Here is a 16,454-nt window from a genome sequence, read left to right as displayed (position 1 = left end):
ATAGAACTGTCATGGATTACCGCGATTACGTACGGCCGAAATTCGTTGAACTGATGCAGGCCCTGGGGCTGGAGTGCCAGTTCCATCGGGCGCTGGGCAGCAAATTGTTTTACCGCGACAAGCAGGGCGCGGAAGTGACCGTCACCGACTTCCTCGGCGGTTATGGTGCTGCGCTGCACGGCCACAACGACCCGCAATTCGTCGATCAACTGTGCAACCTGTTGCGCGCCGACGTGCCGTTCAACGCACAGATGTCGGTACGCAGCGCGGCCGGTCAGCTGGGGCGTGAACTCAGCGAGGCGTTCAACCGTGAGTTGAACAACAACGAACACTACATTTCGACCTTCTCCAACAGCGGCGCCGAGTCAGTGGAAATCGCCGTCAAGCACGCCGAGTTCCGCCGTCAGAAGAACTTGCAGACGCAGTTCGACGAGCGTGATTTCGAACTGGCCAATCTGGTTGCCAGCGACAAGGCTTACTTCGAACTGGACGTCGACGATCTGGACCTGCCGGCCGGTGTACTTCCGCAAAATCTGTCCAGCGTCACTGTGCGTCAGGTGGCCGAAGCGGTGCGTCAGCACAACCTCGCGCAACTGCATGTCGAGCCGGTGTTCCTCGCGGTGCGTGGCAGCTTCCACGGCAAACTGGTGAACACCGTCCAGCTGACTTACGGCAAGCAATACCGCAAGCCGTTCGCCCGCTTTGGCCTCAACGTCGAGTTCATCGACCCGCAGCAGCCGCAGCAACTGCAAGACCTGCCGGCCCGTCATACCCATCACTGGCTGGGCCTTGAGTGGAGCGGCGAAACCCTGCGCGTGCGCCGTGAACCGTTCAGCGCGATCACCGCCGTGCTGCTCGAGCCGATCCAGGGTGAAGGCGGGATCAACGAGTTTGCCGGTGAGTTCTATCTGGGTCTGCGTCGCCTGTGCAACGAGCAACGCTGCCCGCTGGTCATTGACGAAGTGCAATCGGGTTTCGGCCGCACCGGCACTTTGCTCGGCGCCAGCCATTTCAACTTGCAGGGCGATTACTACTGCCTGTCCAAGGCCCTGGGCGGCGGTCTGATGAAAATTGCCGCGACGGTGATCCGCGCCAGCCATTACGAAGTCGATTTCAGTTACATCCACAGCTCGACCTTCGCTGAAGACGATGCGTCCTGCCATATCGCCCTCTCGGCGCTGCGTCGGCTGTTCGAGAACGACAGCGCGATGCTCAAGGACGTGAACAAGAAAGGCGAGTACCTGAAGTCTTCGCTGCGGGAACTCCAGGCGGCATACCCGGACGTGATCGCCGACGTGCGCGGGCGCGGGCTGCTGCTGGGCTTCGAACTGCACGACCTGACCGGCACCAGCTCGCTGGTCCAGGCTTCTGCTCAATACAACGATGCGCTGGGCTACATCATCGCCGGCTACCTGCTGCAGTTCGAGTCGCTACGCGTGGCGCCGTCGGGCAGCAACGCCAACGTGATTCGCCTGGAGCCGCCGGTGTGCATCACCTTTGAGGAAATCGACGGTCTGATCGGCTCGTTGCAGAAGGTCTGCGACATGCTGCGTCGGCGCGACGCCTTCCCGCTGGCCGCCGGTGTGCTGGCCGATACCATCCCTGGCGTACCGGCCCGCGAAGTCAGCTTCAAGGGAGATGAAAGCCTCCCAAAGTCTGACGAGAACGTGCGCGTGGTGGCTCGCGTGGCGTTCATCAATCACCTGATCGATGCCGACATGCTCAGCGACGTCGACCCGTCGCTGTCGACCCTCAGCCCTGAACAGAAACGTGAGTTCATCAAGCGCATGGCGCCGGAACGCCGTGCCGCACCGATCGGCCCGGTGCTGATCCGCTCGAAGCTCGGCACCGCCGTGGAGTTCACCCTGTACCCGTTGTGCATGCATTCCGATGCCATGTCGGAGTACATCGCCAGTGGCGATCTGGAAACCATCCGCGACGAAGTCGGCAACCGCATCCGTGACGCCCGCGCCGATGGCTACAGCGTCGCCGGGCTGGGCATGTACACCTCGATCGTCACCAACAACTGCCAGGCGCTGAAGATCCCGGACATGGCGCTGACCTCGGGCAACGCGCTGACCATCGGCATGGGCCTGGAAGCCATCGAGCAGGGCTGCAAGCAACAAGGCCTGGAACTCGGCCGGCAAACGGCGGCAGTGGTCGGTGCGGCGGGCAACATTGCTTCGACTTATGCCTCGCTGCTGTCCACCAGCGTCGAGCATCTGATTCTGATCGGCAGTGGTCGTGACGGCTCCCTGCGCCGCCTGGAAAAAACCGCCCAGCAGATTTACGCCGAAGCCGCCCGCGCGATTCTCAAAGGTGTTGCCGAACAGGATCGCCTTGCCAGTCGCTTGCAGCAGATCGAAGGTTTCGATGCCCTGTTGCAGGCCCACGGCGCCAGTGCCGACCTCGGTCAGCGCGTGGCGAAACTGGTCGAAGAGCGTCTGGGCGCCCAGGCATTCATTACCGTCAGCAATGACCTGCAAGTGCTCAAGCAGGCGCGCATTGTGCTGTGTGCGGCGAACGCTCCGCAGCCATTCCTCGACGCACAGCATTTCGCGGAAAACAGCGTGATCTGCGACATCGCCGTACCGCTGAACGTGGACCAGAACCTCTCCAGCCAACGCGCCGACGTGCTCTACATGCACGGCGGAATCGTGCAGACGCCGCTGGGCGATGGCCTGGCGCCGAACGTGCGTGCCTACCTCAAGCAGGGTCAGTTGTATGCGTGCATGGCCGAGTCGGTGTTGATGGGCCTGTCCGGGATGAAGCAGCACTACTCCTATGGCGATATCAGCCGCGAGCAGGTGCAGCAGATTCGCGCACTGGCGGCGACCCACGGGTTCAGCCTCGCGCAGTTCAAAACCGACAACTCGCTCTAAGGAACGCTCATGCCGAATAAAGTAGCAGTGGTGACCGGCGGCAGCCGTGGCATCGGCCGGGCGATTGTCCTGGCCCTGGCGGGTGCGGGTTATCAGATCGCGTTCAGTTATGTGCGTGACGAAGTGGCGGCGATGGCGCTGCGCGACGAGGTGCAGGGCCTGGGCATCGATTGCCTGGCGCTGCAATGCGACGTCAGCAGCAGCGACAGCATCAAGGGGTTTTTCGAGCGGGTCGACGGGCATTTCCAGCGCGTCGATCTGCTGGTCAACAACGCCGGCATCACCCGTGACGGGTTGCTGGCGACCATGCCGGCACGGGACATCGTCGAGGTGATTCAGACCAACCTGATCGGCACCTTGCTCTGCTGCCAGCAGGTGGTGCCGGGGATGCTCCGCCAGCGTGGCGGGTGCATCGTCAATATCAGCTCGGTAGCCGCGCAGAAGCCCGGCAAGGGCCAGAGCAACTACGCGGCGGCCAAGGGCGGGGTCGATGCGTTGACCCGCGCGCTGGCCGTGGAGCTGGCGCCGCGCAACATCCGCGTCAACGCGGTGGCGCCGGGCATCGTCAAGACCGAGATGAGCACCGCGCTGATCGGCAGCCAGGAAGAGGAAATCCAGTCGCGTCTGCTGATCAAGCGTTACGCCGAACCCGAGGAAATCGCCGAGGCGGTGCTGTACATCGCCGATCGCGGGCTGTACCTGACCGGGGAGGTCCTGCCGGTCAACGGCGGGCTGAAAATGCCATGAGCCGGACGATTCTGATCACCGGTGCCGCCAAGGGCATCGGTCGGGCCGTGGCCGAGGATTTTGCCGGCGACGCCGAAAGCCGCTTGATCCTGCTGGACATGGATCTGCCGGAGCTGCAGCGCTGGGTGGATGAGCGTCAGGAACAGATCAAGGCGCGGGTCGAAACCCACTGGGCGAACATCGCCGATCTGCCGGCCATGGAAACGTTCTTCAAGACCCTGGGCACGCAGCTCGATTACGTCGACGTGCTGGTCAACAGTGCCGGCATCTGCAACGAGAACGAGCCAGAGGATCTGAAGAACTGGCATCAGGTGATTTCGGTCAACCTCAACGGCACGTTCTACGTCACGTCGTTGTGTCTGGCGCTGATGCCGGATCGCGGGCGGATCATCAACATGTCATCGATCCTCGGACGCGCCGGCAAGGTGCGCAACACCGCGTACTGCGCATCCAAGCATGGCATCGTCGGCATGACCAAGGCGCTGGCGCTGGATCTGGCGCCACGGCAGATCACCGTCAACGCGATCCTGCCGGCGTGGATCGACACGCCGATGCTGCAGGGCGAGCTGGCGACGCAAGCGGCGATTGCCGGGCTGACCCAGGAACAGATCGTGCGCAACGCGAAGAAAAAACTGCCGATGCGCCGCTTTATCCAGAGCGAGGAGGTGGCGGCGATGGTGCGTTATCTCGCCAGCCCGGAGGCGGGCGGGGTGACGGCCCAGAGTCTGGTGATCGATGGCGGCGTCGGGTTGGGAATGTAACGATGCCTCGATCAGCGATAAACCGCATTGCGTGGACGGTGTGGGCGTGCGTGGCGGCGCCGGCCGCCATGGCCGAGCTCACCGCCGAGGATCTCAAGCCTGATTACGCCGACGCCGAGATCGGCATCGCCACGGCGTTGCGCCTGCATGGCGACGATCAGGTCACCCAGAAGGCCGTGTATTTCAAGGCCAATCTGGAAGACAGCTGGGACGGCGGTTACTACAAGGCCAAGGGCCGCGTGCGTTACGACGCGCGTTATGACGGCAACAATCCGTACAGCGAGCGGGCGCGGGACAAGTACCGCTTCGACACCGACTGGCGGCATCTGTACGTCGGTCACTCATTGGGTGACGGCGAGGTGACGGTGGGTTGGCAGCAAGTGGTCTGGGGCCGCGCCGATGAGTTGCGAGTGCTCGATCAGGTCAACCCGCTGGACTATCGCGATGGCGTGACGCCGCTGCTGGAAGACAGCCGCATCGCGGTGCCGATGGTGCGGTTTGCGCAGCCGCTGGGCGAGTGGGAACTGGAAGCGCTGTGGATCACCGACTTCGTGAAAAACCGTGCGCCGGTGGCGGGCAGCGAATTCGACGCACCGCTGTTCGCCACGCCCGATCCGCAGTATTTCGTGGTCGATTCCAAGCCCGGCTACGACGGTCATGACGGGTACGGCTATGGCTTGAGCGCCAATGGCCGGATCGGCGCGGTGGACACCAGTTTCGTCGCGCTGAGCGCCCGCCAGCAGGACCCGGTGTATGCCGTCGAAGGGCTGGCCGACGATGGTCGCACACGCCTGGAGCGCCAGTTTCCACGCTACACCATGGGCGGTGCGGGGCTGGCGATTGATGCCGGGCACAGCATCGTGGTGCGCAGCGAGGTCGCGTATTTCGACAACTGGCGGGTGACCAATCCGACCCGCGCCCACGGCGCCGACAGCACACCGATGGTCAAGTCGCTGCTGGGGCTCGACTACCTGTTCCGCGACTGGCTGATCTCCGCGCAGTGGCAGGAACAGGTGCTGCTCGACTGGCAGGACGGCATGGTCCAGGACAAGCGCGAGCCGCTGTTCACCCTGTCGGCCGAAGGCACCCATTGGCAGGACCGACTCAAGAGTCGACTGGTGGCGGCCGCGTCGCCACCGTTCAAGGACAACGCCTTGCTGCAAGGCATCTTCACCTACAAACCGGTGGACTACATCAAGCTCGGTCTGGAAGTGGACGTGTTCTTCGGCAAGCCCGACCGAACCTTTGGCGAATACCGCAAGCACGATCAAGTGCGGTTGTCCGCCGGATATCTGTTCTAACCCCATGCGCCTGCGTGCCGCTGCCGACGTGGGCATCCATTGCACCCATACAACGAAAAGGGAAGTTCTCATGTTGCCGATTTTCAAAAGCCTGACCACCGCCGCGCTGATCCTGGGAAGCGCGTGTGCCGGCGCCGCCGACGCCAGCAATGCCGACGACATCATGCGCCAGGTGCGCGACCGCAACGACGGCACCAGCTTCATGTCCCAGGTGTCGCTGATCCTTCACGACAAGAAGGGCAACACCCGGGTTCGCGAGTTCACCTACCTGCAAAAGGACTACCCGGACAGTGACAAATTCAGCATGTATTTCTCCGCCCCTACCGATGTGCGCGACGTGGCGTTCCACATCGAAAACCCCCACGAAACCCTGGGCCTGGAAGACAGCCAGTGGATGTACCTGCCGGTCAGCCGCCAGACCCGTCGGATCTCCACCACCGACAAGCGCGGCTCGTTCATGGGCAGCGAGTACTCCTACGCCGACCTGGACAAGATCCGCGTCAAGGATTACTCGCAGAAGCTGTTGGGCGAAGAGTCGATCAAGGACCGCGACTGCTACGTGATCGAACGTGAGCCGACCTCTCCCGAGGTGTTGGCCAAGACCGGTTACAACAAGCTGAAAGTGTGGATCGACAAGCAGAATCTGCTGGTCATGCGTCAGGATTTCTTCGACGTCAAAGGCGTGCTGATCAAGCAGATGCGCACCCAGAAAGTCGAGACCATCGATTCGATCGACAGCATCGTGCTCAGCGAAACCGAACACTTCATCGATGGCACGCGCTCGGAGATGCGCTTCAACCAGTTGCAGTACAACGTGCCGCTGGAAGATCGCCTGTTCACCCAGACCGCGATCAAGCGCGGGCTGAAAACCGGCGACCTGCCGGAATACGCCGTGTCTGCCCGCTAAGCTCCGACCCTGACCCTGGAACGCATGATCATGGAAAGATATCTGAATTTCGTCGAGCGCCACGCGCGGGCGATTGTTTTCCTGCTGGTGGCGATCACGGCGTATTTCACCTATACGCTGGGCGCGCTGGTTTCCGACACCAACCCTTACCTGCTCAAGGAAAACCACCCGGCCCGCAAGACCATCATCGATCTGCAGGGTGAGTTCACCGGCACGTTCGACTCGGTGATGGTGGCGCTGAACAACCCGCAGACGGTGTTCAACAAGCAGACGCTCAATGCGCTGTTCTCGATGTCGCAGTCGGTGCGCAAGATGATTCTGGCCAACGATGCGGACAAGGACACCCTGGCGCAAATCGTCGCCCGCCACCCGGACGACAGCCGCGCGCAGTTGTTGACCCGGGACATTCTGGAGGGTGGTTTCTCCCAGAACGACTACGCCAACGCCAAGGCCCTGCGCGATCATGCGCAAAGCCAGAACTGGGATTCCCACGACCAGCTGTTCCTGACCTTTCTCGCCGAACGCATCAACCCGATCCGCGAAATGGCGTCGATGGGCGACCTGGAAAACATCGTCCTGACCGACGATGGCGAGTTGCTGATTCACAAGACCCTCAATGCCTATGACATGGATCCGGCGGTGGTCGAATCGCAGATCATGGGCAACGAGCTGATGGTCGATGGCGTGGTGTCGAAGGACAAGAAAGTCGCCATGCTGGTGGCCGAACTCGGCACCAAACAGGACGACGCGCAGGCGCAATTGCGCGCCTATCAGATCGTGCGCAGCATCGTCGCCCAGTATCAGGCCGATCACCCCGAGTACACGGACGAGATCTTCATCGCCGGGATGCCGATCTTCATCGCCGCCCAGCAGGAAATCATCGATCACGACCTGGCGGTGCTGTTTCCCATCGTGTTTGTGTTGATCACCCTGTTGCTGGTGTTCTTCTTCCGCAAACCGCTGGGCGTGGTGTTGCCGCTGTTCAACATTCTGTTCTGCACCATCTGGACCCTGGGGCTGATGGCGTTGCTGCGCGTGCCATTCGACCTGTTGACCAGCGTGCTGCCGGTGTTCCTGTTCACTATCTGCTGTTCCGACGCGATCCATGTGATGGCCGAGTACTACGAGCAGAAAAGCGCCGGCAAGAGCAACCGCGAAGCCAACCGCGAAACCCAGCGGCTGATGGTGGTGCCGGTGGTGTTGACCACGGTGACGACCATCGCCACGTTCATGATTTCCACCACCAACAACATTGTCAGCATCCGCAATTTCGGGGTGTTCATGTCCATCGGCCTGACGGCGGCGCTGATCATTTCATTGCTGCTGATTCCGGCCTGGATCTCGATCTGGGGCAAGGACCCGGTGGCTCAGAGCCGGGTTGTCGTCCACAAGGAATCGATCATCTCGCGGTATCTGGTCGCGTTCTGTGCCTGGATGATCCGCTTGCGCAAACCGATCCTGGTGGTGGTCGTGCCGCTGCTGGCGCTGGCGACGGTGTTCACGTTCCGCGTCGACATCGAAGACTCCGGCATTGCCTATTTCAAGCCGGAAAGCCATATCCGCGTCTCTGACCAGTTCATCAACCACGCCAGGGTGGCGGGCACGGCACCGGGCTGGATCGCCATCGACAGCAAGGAGCCGCGCGGCGTGCTGACCACCGAAGTGGTGCAGTTCATCGACAAGCTCGACCACTTCATCAAGCAGCAGCCGAACATCAGTTACGGCTACTCGCTGGCCACCTACGTCAAGCGCATGAACCTGGTGCTCAACGATATGAACCCTGAATACCTGCGCGTGCCGAATGCGCTGGAGAAGGTCACGTCGGTCAATGACGAAGGGCAGGTCGAGCAGTTCGAAGTGCCGGGCAACTCGCTGATCGAACAGCATGTGATGCTGTTTGAAAACGGTGGTGGTTCCGACCTGAACAACGTACTCAACGCCGACTTCTCCAAGGCCTTGACCCTGTACACCATGACCTCGTCGGTCGCCAGCGACTATCAGGCCATGCTCGATCGGCTGGATGCCTGGCTGCTGGTCAACAAACCGGCGAACCTTGAAGTGACGCACGCCGGCACCCCGTTGATCTGGACCGGCGTGTTACAGGAAATCACCCAGGGCCAGGTGCTGAGCTTCTCCCTGGCGTTGCTGGTGGTGACGCTGATGATGATGTACTGGCTCAAATCCGTGCGCCTGGGCTTGCTCGGCATGCTGACCTTGTTGACCACCTCGGTGACCGTCTACGGCTTCATGTTCCTGTTCGGCATCGAGCTGAACATCGGTACGACGCTGGTGACGTTCCTGGTGGTCGGGGTGGTCGACTATGCGGTGCATCTGCTGTCGCGGATCAAGCTGCTGGTGCAGCAGGGAATTGAAATCGATGCGGCCATTCTGCAGGCGATGCACAGCGTCGGTCGCTCCACGGTGATGAACGTGGTGATCTTCTCCGTGGGCTTCATGGCGCTGCTGTTTTCCGACTTCAAGCCGATCGTCGACCTCGGCGCACTGGTGGCCATGGCGCTGTTCTCCAGCGGGGTCATGACCATTGTGTTGGTGACCCTGGTTTCGCCATGGTTCTTCGGCGCGATTGCTCCGGTTGCGCCGAAGGTGCCGGCACCGCACGAAGCAGGGGAGGCTGTTGCCGGTTGATTCGCCACCGGCCCGGTCTGTATGCCGCGATTCGGCATGCGAGCCAGGTCATGTGGCGCAGCAGGGTGTTCAGTTCAGCATGTTGGCCGGCTTTTTTTCACCGTGGCGGGCGATACGCTCGAACTGACATTCCTGACGGGCTTCGTTGAGGTTGTTTTCAAACGCTTCGAGGCCATCGTGGACTTGCTGCAAATCGCCGATCTGGGAAACCAGCTCGGCTTTTTTTTCGGCGATCGCTTTTTGCGCCATGTCCCAGGGAAAGTTGTCGCCGCGATAGTTGTTGAGGATGACCTGCAGCTCTTTGAGCTTGAAGCCCAGTTGCTGGGCGCACTTGATGAACGTCAGGACCTCGACGCTCTGCTGGCTGTAGATGCGGTATTTGCCTTCACGCTTGGGCTCGGGCAACAGGCCGATTTCCTCGTAATGGCGAATGCTTTTGACTGTGGTGCCCGACAGCTGGGCGGCTTTGCCGATATACATAAAGATCCGTCTCGATGATCAAACAGCGCATGGCGCGACCAGGCCTCATGCCTGATCGGGGGCGATTATAAGAGCAATACCATTCAAAACGTTGCAACTGTGCGCAAATGACGCGCACAGGTGACGGACGGGCCTCGGCGCGAGCCCGGAGAGGGGCTGACGGCGCGCGTTGGCGCCGTCAGTGGTGCAGGCGGGAAAGCCTCAGCTGGCGGCGGCGGTCAGGCGCGCCTGCTCCAGCCAGACGTCACGCTGTTCCGGCTTGGAGCCCAGGATCGGCCCGAACGTCAGCGTCTTGGTCGGCTTGATGCCGCAGAATTCCAGGGTGGTCTTGCGCATCTGGTGCAGGCCCGGCATGCGATAGATCCACTTGTAGTACCAGGGCGGCGTATCCATGGTCACCAGCAGATGCGCGGTGCGGCCCTTGAGCAGTTTGTCCGGGAAGGCCTTGCCCTTGCGGTACTTGAAGGCGAACCCGGACAGCAGGATCCGGTCGAGAAAACCCTTGAACAGCGCCGGGATCCCGCCCCACCAGATCGGATAGACGAACGTCAGGTGTTCGGCCCAGGTGATGTCGGCCTGGGCCTGCAGCAGATCCGGCTCCAGGGGCTGGACCTTGTTGTAACCCTCGTGCAGGACCGGGTCGAAGTCCAGCGCATCCAGACGCAGCAGGCGCACGTCATGGCCGGCTTCCTTGGCGGCCCGGACGTAAGTGTCGGTCAGGGCGCCGCAAAAGCTGTCGGTGGACGGATGACCCAGAATCACGAGCATGCGTTTGCTCATCATGTGTACTCCTGAAATGAAGCTCACAGGATAGAGTCTGCCCCTAGCGGTAGAGTCAAGGCATCAGCGCCTCGAGCAACGCCTGGGCGTAACCGGGCAGCTGCTCGAAACGGCGCGCGCACAGTTGCAGCCGGCGGTTGGCCCAGGATTCGTCCAGCGGCCGGCTGATGACTCCGCCCGCCGGCGCCCAGCGTTCGATGGCGACTTTCGGCACGATTGCCAACCCGGCGCCTCGGGCGACCATGCGCGTCACGCCATCGAAGCCGTCGGCGCGGATGCGGATCGACATCCGTTGGCCGATGTGCAGCGCCTGTTCCTCCAGATGAATCGCCAGCGCGCTGTCGACACCCAGCGCCACGAAGTCGTGGCCGAGGGTTTCGCTGAAGGTCAGCGACGAACGTTCGGCCAGCGGATGACCCGTCGGCAGAATCAGCACCAGAGGGTCGTCGCGAAAGGGGCGGGTCTGCAAATCGGTGGTATCGACCGCATCGGAGACAATCCCCAGATCCGCCGCGCCCTGGCGCAAGGCATGGGTGATGCGGGCGCTGGGCAACTCCTGCAAGTCGATGTCCAGATTCGGGTGACTGCACAGAAAGTCCGCCAGCACCTCCGGCAGGTATTCGGTCATGGCGGTGGTGTTGCACAACAGGCGTACCTGACCTTTGACGCCTCGGGCGTAGTCGGCCAGGTCCTGTTGCATCCGCTCGGCCTGTTGCAGAAGTATCCGCGCATGTTGCGCCAGGGCCTTGCCCGCCGCTGTCGGCGTGACCCCACGGCGCCCGCGTTGCAGGAACTCGGTGCCCAACGAGGCTTCCATGGCGCGGATGCGCGCGCTGGCGGCGGCCAGCGAGAGGTGGCTGCGGGCCGCGCCGGCGGTGATGTTGCCGGTGTCGAGGATGTGCAGGTAGAGGCGCAGGTCGGTGAGGTCGAAGTGCATGAGGCGCTCGGTATTTTGGGTGTCAGGGTCGGCCTCTTCGTGGGCAAGCCCACTCCCGTATGGGTTCGGTGGCGAACACAAAATCTGTGGGAGCGGGCTTGCCCGCGAAGAGGCCCGCCGCTTCAAGGAAAATCCAAGCCTCTTGAAAATCAAGAGGCAACCTCAGTGTATGCCAGATTTTCAACCCGCCGCTCGAAGCGCACAGTAGCGCCATGAACGCACTCGCAGATTTTTACCAGAACCTCGGCCTGACCCTGTCTTTGCTGGTGATCGCCACTTTCATCGTCGCCGGCCTGATCAAAGGCGTGATCGGCCTCGGCCTGCCCACGGTCGCCATGGGGCTGCTCGGCCTGGCTATGGCACCGTCGCAGGCTGCGGCGCTGCTGATTATTCCGGCAACGCTGACCAATGTCTGGCAACTGGCATTCGGCGGGCATTTGCGCGGGCTGATCCAACGGCTGTGGCCGATGCTGCTGATGATCTTTCTCGGCACCGGCATCGGCACGTTATGGATCGGCATGGCGGGCGGGCACTGGGTGGTGCGCGGGCTTGGCGCGGCATTGTTGCTGTATGCGCTGAGCGGTCTGTTCCTGCCGACGCTGCGTGTCAATCGTCGTCACGAACCGTGGCTGGGGCCGTTGTGTGGGGTGATCACCGGCGTCATCACCTCGGCCACCGGCGTATTCGTGATTCCGGCGGTGCCGTACCTGCAGGCCCTGGGCTTGAACCGCGATGAACTGGTGCAGGCGCTGGGCCTGTCCTTCACCGTGTCGACCCTGGCTCTGGCCGGTGGATTGCTTTGGCGCGGGGCGCTGGGCGGCGGGGAGTTGAGCGCCTCGCTGCTGGCGCTGATCCCGGCGGTGCTGGGCATGTTGCTCGGCCAATGGCTGCGGCAGCGGATCAGCGCGGTGCTGTTCAAGCGGGTGTTCTTCGTCGGTCTGGGCGCGCTCGGCGCCCACCTGTTGATCAGCGGCTAGCCGACGACGCGCTGAGCATTTCGATCGGACGGATATCGAAATCCCGCTCCAGGTAATCCATGCGCTTGGCGAAGAATTCCTGCATGTGCGGCAGGTTCGAATGCACGTCCAGATGCGCCCGGGATTCCCAGATCTCATAGAAGATGAACAGGGTCGGATCTTCTTTGTCGCGCAGCATGTGGTACTCGATGCAACCCGGCTCCGCGCGGCTCGGTTCGACATAGGCGCGAAACAGCGCCTCGAAGGCCTCGGCTTTTTCCGGGCGGGTCTTGGCGTGCAGGATAAAACCGTGACGTTCACTCATCAGACACTTCCTCCAGTTCAGATGGCGGCCAATCCTACGGCAACAATCTGCTCTTGATTCGTGCGTTTTTATCAAATGTATTTTGCGCGGCCACGGCTTATTCCGCGCGAGACCGGTCGCTAATCTGCCGCCATTCAAATTTCTCCCTTCTCCATCCAGCCCCGGCGGCTGCGCATCGGAATCCGATTGAGGCGCTCCATGAAAAAAGTCCTGTTGCTCAATGGCGGTAAAAAATTCGCTCACTCCGATGGTCGCTACAACACCACCCTGCACGAAGCGGCGCTGAGTGTGCTGGATCGCGGCGGTGTCGACGTCAAGACCACCTTCATCGACGAGGGTTACGACATCGCCGAGGAAGTCGCCAAGTTCCTCTGGGCCGACGTGGTCATTTATCAGATGCCGGGCTGGTGGATGGGCGCGCCGTGGACGGTGAAAAAGTACATCGACGAAGTCTTCACCGAAGGTCACGGCAGCCTCTACGCCAGCGACGGCCGTACCCGTTCCGACGCGTCGCAGAAGTACGGCAGCGGCGGTCTGATCCAGGGCAAGCAATACATGTTGTCGCTGACCTGGAACGCCCCGCAGCAAGCCTTCGACGACCCGACCGACTTCTTCGAAGCCAAGGGCGTGGACGCCGTGTATTTCCCGTTCCACAAGGCCAACCAGTTCCTCGGTATGACCGGCCTGCCGACGTTCCTTTGCGTGGACGTGATGAAGCGTCCGAACATCGAGGCCGACGTGGCGCGTTACGAGCAGCACCTGACCGAGGTGTTTGGCCTCAAGGCCTGACACTCGGCTACTATCGAAGGCCTGAGCTTGCGCAGCAGGCCTTTTCGATTCGAGGACATCCGTGAAAGCCAGATCCGATGAGTTGCAGATTTTCGTCTGCGTGATCGAATGCGGTTCGATTTCCGCCGCCGCCGAACAGGTCGGGCAGACGCCGTCGGCGGTCAGCCGTACCTTGTCGCGGCTGGAGGGCAAGCTCGACACTACGTTGATCAACCGCACCACGCGGCGCATGGATCTGACCGAGGAGGGCAAGTATTTCTTCGAGCAGGCCAAGTTGATTCTCGACCAGATGGATCAACTCGAAGAGCGCCTGTCCTCGCGCCAGCAGAATCCATCCGGGCGGTTGCGGATCAACGCGGCATCACCATTCATGCTGCACGCCATCGTGCCGTACATCGATGAGTTCCGCCGGCTGTATCCGGACATCCAGCTCGAACTCAACAGCAATGACCTGATCATTGACTTGCTGGAACAAAGCACTGACATCGCCATCCGCATCGGCACGCTTGCCGACTCGACGCTGCATGCGCGTTCGCTGGGGTGCAGCCCGCTGCTGATTGTCGCCAGCCCCGCCTATCTGGAAAAACATGGCGAACCGCTGGAAGTGGCGAACCTGAGCGAACACACCTTGCTCGGTTTCACCCAGAACGAAGGCCTCAACCAGTGGCCGCTGCGTTACGTGCACGGCGACCGCTGGCCGATCATCCCGGCGATCAGCGCATCCAGCGGCGAAACCGTGCGGCATCTGGCGCTGGAAGGGCAGGGCATTGCCTGTTTGTCGCACTTCATGACCATCGACGACATCCGCGCCGGCCGGCTCAAGGTGTTGCTGGCGCAATTCAACAGCGGTTACCGGCAGCCGATCAACGCGGTGTATTACCGTAACTCGCAACTGGCGTTGCGCATTCAATGCTTCCTCGATTTCATCCAGGGCAAACTGGCGGCGTATGCCAGCGCCGACTTCCAGGGCTGATTCGTGATTCCTGCGCAAGAGTGAATTGGCCGAGGGCGGGTTTTTCCAGCCGCACCGCAAGTCGATACTCGTTGCATCACTTACTCACGCAGGGAGTTTCTCCATGAACGTATTCGTTACCGGCGCTGCCGGCTTTATCGGCGGCTCCATCGCCACCGGTCTGATCCAGGCCGGGCACACCGTCACCGGCCTGGTGCGCAGTGCCGAACAAGCCGCTGAACTCAAGGCACTGGGCATCACTCCGGTGATCGGCACCCTCGACGATAAAGCGCTACTCAGCGAACAGGCCCGCGCGGCCGATGCCGTCATCAACGCCGCCAGCAGCGACCATCGCGGCGCGGTCGAAGCCTTGCTTGATGCTTTGCGCGGTTCGAACAAAGTGTTCCTGCACACCAGCGGGTCGAGCATCGTCGGCGATGCGTCGGGCGGCAAGTCCAGCGACATCATCTACTTCGAAGACAACCTGCCGCAGCCCACCGTCGACAAGGCTGCCCGCGTCGCCATAGACAACCTGATCCTCGCGGCGGCGCAGGACGGGGTGAACTCGGCAGTGATCTGCAACACCCTGATCTACGGCCACAGCTTGGGTGTCAACCGCGACAGCGTGCAGTTGCCGCGCCTGCTGAAACAGGCACGTAAAAGCGGCGTGGTCCGGCATGTCGGCACGGGGCAGAACATCTGGTCCAACGTGCATATCGAAGACGTGGTCTCGCTGTACCTGCTGGCGCTGAGCAAAAACGTACCGGGCACCTTCTACTTCGTCGAAAGCGGCGAAGCGTCGTTCATCGACATGACCACCGCCATGGCAGAAGCCCTGAACCTCGGCGAACCCCAGGACTGGCCGCTGCAAGACGCTGAAGCCGAATGGGGCTACGAAATGGCCAACTACGGCCTCGGCTCCAACAGCCGTGTCCGCGGCAAACACGCCCGTGAACTGTTGGGCTGGGCACCGAAACGCACCTCGGTGGTTGAATGGATTCGTAACGAAATGGTGTGATTGACGTTCAAGCCCGGCGGGGCTTGGCGATCAACGTTTGAGCGGCTGCCCTCGGGTAGCCGTTTGCGTTTCCAGGGTTTGCTCCAGCACGCTTCAAGCCTATGGTGCTTTCAATATTCGCCGTTTCTTGCAGGTGCAAGGATGATTGACCGTTACAATGCTGAGGGTAGCCAGAGCAGTTATGAGCCAGGCTCCAACGAGCAAGTGTTGAGCAACAAATTGGGAATTACTGATCCTGACGAGATGGACGAAGCAGAGCTGGTGTTGCTGGAAAAACTGTACCAGTCCCTACTTATCGAACATCTGCCGGCACGATCTCTGACTGTTCAGGATTTGAAGGACTGGCACAGGCACTGGCTCGGGAATCTTTATTCATGGGCCGGTGAGGTACGTGCGGTGAACATGGGGAAGGACGATTTTTTCTTTGCTGCGGCGTCGCAGATTCCTCGGCTGCTCGATGGTTTTGAAAGAGATTGTCTTGCGAGGTACACACCCTGCCAGCCGGATCTTGATGAAAAATTGATCAAGGCCATCGCTGTCACCCACGTAGAGTTCATCCTGATTCATCCGTTTCGCGAAGGTAACGGGCGCTTGTCGAGATTGCTGGCCGATGTCATGGCGGTGCAGGCAGGTTTTGTCCCGCTGGATTACAGCAGTTGGGAGCGAAACAGGGAGGCGTACTTTGCTGCGATCAACCAAGGGCTCAGTTGCAACTATGAGCCCATGGAGTATTGGGTGAGGAGGGCGCTGCTGGCCTGAATCTCAACACTTACCTATCGGGCCAGCGAAAGATGGGAGAACTTGCTGGTTTTATCTTTGAGCTTGCGTTCAATCGCTTCGACACTTTGACCGGTTTCGATGGCTGTCGAGCTGGCAATCGCGCGAATCAGTGTTTCGTTGGTCAGTTTCCGTGTACGGCGTGCGGTGGTCATTGAGATCACCCTATAGAGAATGTGAGACGAGTATAGCGCTT

At 61.3% G+C, this 16,454-nt stretch carries 16 protein-coding genes; 11 read left to right on the top strand and 5 right to left on the bottom strand.

Translation table 11 applies throughout. The features are described from left to right. The first annotated feature begins 11 nt into the window (after positions 1 to 11). From N8H74_RS16460 to N8H74_RS16435, 6 genes are all read left to right on the top strand, one after another. Entirely contained in the window at positions 12 to 2,882 is a 2,871-nt protein-coding gene (locus N8H74_RS16460) for an aminotransferase class III-fold pyridoxal phosphate-dependent enzyme (protein ID WP_262148823.1), read from the top strand. Positions 2,883 to 2,891: 9 nt separating this feature from the next. Next, positions 2,892 to 3,629, top strand: a complete 738-nt coding sequence (locus tag N8H74_RS16455; RefSeq protein ID WP_217831097.1) for a 3-oxoacyl-ACP reductase family protein — start codon at positions 2,892 to 2,894, stop codon at positions 3,627 to 3,629. Further along, positions 3,626 to 4,390, top strand: coding sequence for an SDR family NAD(P)-dependent oxidoreductase (locus N8H74_RS16450; protein ID WP_262148821.1), 765 nt, complete (start codon positions 3,626 to 3,628; stop codon positions 4,388 to 4,390). The genes N8H74_RS16455 and N8H74_RS16450 overlap by 4 nt, the downstream gene beginning before the upstream one ends. Before the next feature lie 68 nt (positions 4,391 to 4,458). After that, on the top strand, positions 4,459 to 5,691 hold the full coding sequence (locus tag N8H74_RS16445) for a DUF1302 family protein (RefSeq protein ID WP_262148851.1): 1,233 nt from the start codon (positions 4,459 to 4,461) through the stop codon (positions 5,689 to 5,691). A 70-nt stretch (positions 5,692 to 5,761) separates the two neighbouring features. Continuing rightward, positions 5,762 to 6,598 carry an outer membrane lipoprotein-sorting protein gene (locus N8H74_RS16440; protein WP_262148819.1) on the top strand — a complete coding sequence of 279 codons (837 nt, stop codon included), beginning with the start codon at positions 5,762 to 5,764 and terminating at the stop codon, positions 6,596 to 6,598. Between the two features lie 30 nt (positions 6,599 to 6,628). After that, on the top strand, positions 6,629 to 9,244 hold the full coding sequence (locus N8H74_RS16435) for an MMPL family transporter (RefSeq protein WP_262148817.1): 2,616 nt from the start codon (positions 6,629 to 6,631) through the stop codon (positions 9,242 to 9,244). A 69-nt stretch (positions 9,245 to 9,313) separates the two neighbouring features. On the opposite strand, the gene N8H74_RS16430 is transcribed toward N8H74_RS16435, so the two are convergent. The 3 genes from N8H74_RS16430 to N8H74_RS16420 form a co-directional block, all read right to left on the bottom strand. Further along, on the bottom strand, positions 9,314 to 9,724 hold the full coding sequence (locus tag N8H74_RS16430; protein WP_217831092.1) for a MerR family transcriptional regulator: 411 nt from the start codon (positions 9,722 to 9,724) through the stop codon (positions 9,314 to 9,316). 201 nt (positions 9,725 to 9,925) lie between these two features. Continuing rightward, on the bottom strand, positions 9,926 to 10,507 hold the full coding sequence (locus tag N8H74_RS16425; RefSeq protein ID WP_262148815.1) for an NAD(P)H-dependent oxidoreductase: 582 nt from the start codon (positions 10,505 to 10,507) through the stop codon (positions 9,926 to 9,928). 52 nt (positions 10,508 to 10,559) lie between these two features. Beyond that, complete coding sequence (locus N8H74_RS16420; protein WP_262148813.1) at positions 10,560 to 11,441, bottom strand: LysR substrate-binding domain-containing protein; 882 nt, start codon at positions 11,439 to 11,441, stop codon at positions 10,560 to 10,562. A gap of 212 nt (positions 11,442 to 11,653) precedes the next feature. Here N8H74_RS16420 and N8H74_RS16415 point away from each other — a divergent pair, with 212 nt between their 5' ends. Then, complete coding sequence (locus tag N8H74_RS16415; RefSeq protein ID WP_262148811.1) at positions 11,654 to 12,418, top strand: sulfite exporter TauE/SafE family protein; 765 nt, start codon at positions 11,654 to 11,656, stop codon at positions 12,416 to 12,418. Here the strand turns inward: N8H74_RS16415 and N8H74_RS16410 are convergent. Further along, on the bottom strand, positions 12,408 to 12,722 hold the full coding sequence (locus tag N8H74_RS16410; RefSeq protein ID WP_217831088.1) for a putative quinol monooxygenase: 315 nt from the start codon (positions 12,720 to 12,722) through the stop codon (positions 12,408 to 12,410). The genes N8H74_RS16415 and N8H74_RS16410 overlap by 11 nt on opposite strands. A gap of 198 nt (positions 12,723 to 12,920) precedes the next feature. Here N8H74_RS16410 and N8H74_RS16405 point away from each other — a divergent pair, with 198 nt between their 5' ends. The 4 genes from N8H74_RS16405 (at position 12,921) to N8H74_RS16390 (ending at position 16,240) form a co-directional block, all read left to right on the top strand. Then, a complete protein-coding gene (locus tag N8H74_RS16405; protein WP_217831087.1) occupies positions 12,921 to 13,511 on the top strand; it encodes an NAD(P)H-dependent oxidoreductase in 591 nt (196 codons plus the stop codon). A 61-nt stretch (positions 13,512 to 13,572) separates the two neighbouring features. Beyond that, positions 13,573 to 14,484 carry a LysR family transcriptional regulator gene (locus N8H74_RS16400; protein ID WP_262148808.1) on the top strand — a complete coding sequence of 304 codons (912 nt, stop codon included), beginning with the start codon at positions 13,573 to 13,575 and terminating at the stop codon, positions 14,482 to 14,484. A 103-nt stretch (positions 14,485 to 14,587) separates the two neighbouring features. Next, positions 14,588 to 15,481 carry an NAD-dependent epimerase/dehydratase family protein gene (locus N8H74_RS16395; protein WP_262148806.1) on the top strand — a complete coding sequence of 298 codons (894 nt, stop codon included), beginning with the start codon at positions 14,588 to 14,590 and terminating at the stop codon, positions 15,479 to 15,481. A 141-nt stretch (positions 15,482 to 15,622) separates the two neighbouring features. After that, positions 15,623 to 16,240 carry a Fic family protein gene (locus tag N8H74_RS16390; RefSeq protein ID WP_262148804.1) on the top strand — a complete coding sequence of 206 codons (618 nt, stop codon included), beginning with the start codon at positions 15,623 to 15,625 and terminating at the stop codon, positions 16,238 to 16,240. 14 nt (positions 16,241 to 16,254) lie between these two features. Here the strand turns inward: N8H74_RS16390 and N8H74_RS16385 are convergent, their stop codons facing one another. Then, positions 16,255 to 16,413 carry a hypothetical protein gene (locus N8H74_RS16385; RefSeq protein WP_262148802.1) on the bottom strand — a complete coding sequence of 53 codons (159 nt, stop codon included), beginning with the start codon at positions 16,411 to 16,413 and terminating at the stop codon, positions 16,255 to 16,257. Positions 16,414 to 16,454 lie beyond the last annotated feature (41 nt).

Source organism: Pseudomonas sp. B2M1-30 (assembly GCF_025447575.1).
Taxonomy (GTDB): Bacteria; Pseudomonadota; Gammaproteobacteria; order Pseudomonadales; family Pseudomonadaceae; genus Aquipseudomonas; species Aquipseudomonas botevensis.
The sequence above is the reverse complement of the archived record's forward strand: the minus strand, read 5'-3'. Positions and strand labels throughout refer to the sequence as shown.